The 3,055-nt window shown below is 69.8% G+C and carries 1 protein-coding gene; it reads left to right on the forward strand.

Going from position 1 to position 3,055, the window contains the following annotated elements:
- The first annotated feature begins 120 nt into the window (after positions 1 to 120).
- A complete protein-coding gene (locus AB0B48_RS19060) occupies positions 121 to 3,048 on the forward strand; it encodes a discoidin domain-containing protein (RefSeq protein WP_357203104.1) in 2,928 nt (975 codons plus the stop codon).
- Positions 3,049 to 3,055: the final 7 nt, after the last annotated feature.

The raw sequence follows: 3,055 nt of genomic DNA on the forward strand, positions 1-3,055 counted from the left end.
GGCGGCCCGTCCCGGCCGCCGGCACCACGCCACCCAGGAAGGGAGAACCGAGGGGGGACGCGCGACACCGCACCGACACGGGGGGATCTGGCCTGCCTGACGAAAGGGAGAGCGCAGCTCATGGCCAACCACACCACCGGCACCCCGCACCACCTTCGACACCCGACCAGGGCACTGTTGGCCGCCATCTCCGCCACAGTGCTCGCCGCCACCTCGGTGACCATCCTCGCGGTCACCGGCACCGCGACCCCGGCCTCGGCGGCGGGGTTGTCCCCCTTCGACATCCCCAACCGGGGCGCCACTGTGCCGTTCATCGAGCACGAGGCGGAGAAGGCCGCCCACAACGGCACGAAGATCGGCCCGGACCGGCGCTACGGCACGCTGCCGTCCGAGGCGTCCGGCCGGGAGGCGGTCACCCTGGACGCCGTCGGTGAGTACGTCGAGTTCACCCTCACCGCCCCGGCCAACGCTGTCACCTTCCGCTACAGCCTGCCGGACAACTCGGCCGGCACCGGCCGGGATGCCGCCATCGACCTGCGGGCCAACGGCAACCTGCTGAAGTCGGTCCCGGTGACGTCGAAGTACGGCTGGTACTACGGCGGATACCCGTTCAACAACAACCCGGGTGACACCAACCCGCACCACTTCTACGACGAGACCCGGGCGCTGTTCGGCAGCACCCAGCCGGCCGGCACGAAGATCCGGCTCCAGGTCTCCTCGACGGCGCAGTCGCCCACGTTCACCATCGACCTGGCCGACTTCGAGCTTGTCGCGCCGATCGCCAAGCCCTCCGGTGTCATCGACGTGGTCACCGACTTCGGGGCCGATCCGAGCGGCGCGACCGACTCGACGGCGAAGTTCCAGGCGGCTGTCGACGCCGGCAAGGCGCAGGGCCGGGCGGTCTGGATCCCGACCGGCACCTTCACCCTCTGGGATCACGTGGTGGTCGACGGGGTGACTCTGCGCGGCGCGGGCCCCTGGTACTCGGTGCTCGGCGGCCGGCACCCCACCGAGCGGAACAGGTCCGTCGGCATCTACGGCAAGTACGTCCCCGGTGGCGGCTACACCGGCCCGGTCCGCTCGCACGAGGCGAACGGGCCCAGCCGCAACGTCACGCTGCGGGACTTCGCCATCATCGGCGACATCCGCGAACGGGTCGACGACGACCAGGTCAACGCCCTGGGCGGGGCGATGACCAACTCGGTGGTGGACAACCTCTGGCTGGAGAACACGAAGGTCGGGGCGTGGATGGACGGCCCGATGGACAACTTCACGATCCGCAACAGCCGGATCCTGGACCAGACCGCGGACGGGGTGAACTTCCACACCGGGGTGACGAACTCGACGGTGACGAACACGTTCGTCCGCAACACCGGTGACGACGCGCTGGCGATGTGGGCGCAGAGCGTCCCGAACGTCAACAACTCGTTCACCCACAACACCATCGGTGTGACCCTGCTGGCGAACCACCTGGTCAGCTACGGCGGTCGGGACATCAAGATCACCGACAACGTGACCGCCGACTCGCTGACCAACGGCGGCGGCATCCACGTCGCGAACCGCTATCCGGGTGTGCAGGGCGACACCGCGGTCCGGGGCACCTGGACGATCGCCCGGAACACGTTGATCCGCAACGGCAACTCGGACTACAACTGGAACTTCGGCGTCGGGGCGATCTGGTTCTCCGCCCTCAACGAGTCGTTCCAGCAGGCCACCATCAACATCACCGACACCGACATCCTGGACAGCTCGTACGCGGCGCTGCACTGGATCGAGGGTCAGACCAGCGGCATCAACCTCTCCAACGTACGGATCGACGGCGCCGGCACGTACGCGCTCCAGGTGCAGGCACCCAGCCAGGTGTCCTTCACGAACGTACGGGCCACCAACATCGCGCAGAGCAACCCGATGCACAACTGCGTGGGCGGTGGCTTCCAGATCACCCAGGGCTCCGGCAACTCCGGCTGGTACACCCCGACCCCGTACTGCGGCCCGTGGCCGGACCCCCAGTGGGGTGGCGGACCCACCTCGCCGCCGCCCACCACGACCCCGCCCCCGACCACGACGCCGCCGACCACCCCACCGCCCACCACGCCGCCCCCGACCAGCGGGAACCTGGCGCTGGGCCGGTCGACGACCGCCACCAGCACCAACCAGAGCTACACGGCCGCCAACGTGGTGGACGGCAACGCGTCGACGTACTGGGAGAGCGCCAACAACGCCTTCCCCCAGTCGGTGACCATCGACCTGGGTGCGTCCCGGTCGGTCGACCGGGTGGCTCTCAAGCTGCCCAGCGGTTGGGAGCAACGCACCCAGACCCTGTCGGTGCTCGGCTCCACCGACGGCTCGTCGTACACCACAGTGGCGTCGTCCGCCGGTCGGGTCTTCGCCCCCGGCTCGGGCAACACGGTGTCGATCGGGCTGCCCTCCGGTGACCGCCGCTACATCCGGGTCATCGTCACCGGCAACAGCGGCTGGCCGGCCGCGCAACTTTCCGAGGTCGAGGTGTACGGCGGCACCCAGACCACCCCGCCGCCGACCACCCCGCCGCCGACCACCCCGCCGCCGACCACCCCGCCGCCGACCACCCCGCCGCCGACCACCCCGCCCCCGACCACGCCGCCGCCCAGCGGCAACCTCGCGGCCGGACGGTCGATCACCGAGACCAGCCACTCCGACGTGTACGCCGCACCCAACGCGGTGGACGGCAACGCGAACACCTACTGGGAGAGCGCCAACAACGCGTTCCCGCAGTCGCTGACGGTGGACCTGGGCGCCGACCGGTCGGTGTCCCGGGTCGTGCTCAAGCTCCCACCCTCATCGGCCTGGCAGACGCGTACGCAGACACTGGCGGTGCTCGGCTCCACGAACGGGTCGACGTTCAGCACGCTGAAGGCGTCCGCCGGCTACAGCTTCAACCCGGCCAGCGGCAACACGGTCACCGTGACCTTCACGGCGACCACCCAGCGGTACCTGCGGCTGACCGTCACCGGCAACAGCGGCTGGCCAGCCGGCCAGCTCAGCGAGTTCGAGATCTACTCCAGCTAGGTCCGGT

This window comes from Micromonospora sp. NPDC049089 (assembly GCF_040648775.1).
Taxonomy (GTDB): domain Bacteria; phylum Actinomycetota; class Actinomycetes; order Mycobacteriales; family Micromonosporaceae; genus Micromonospora.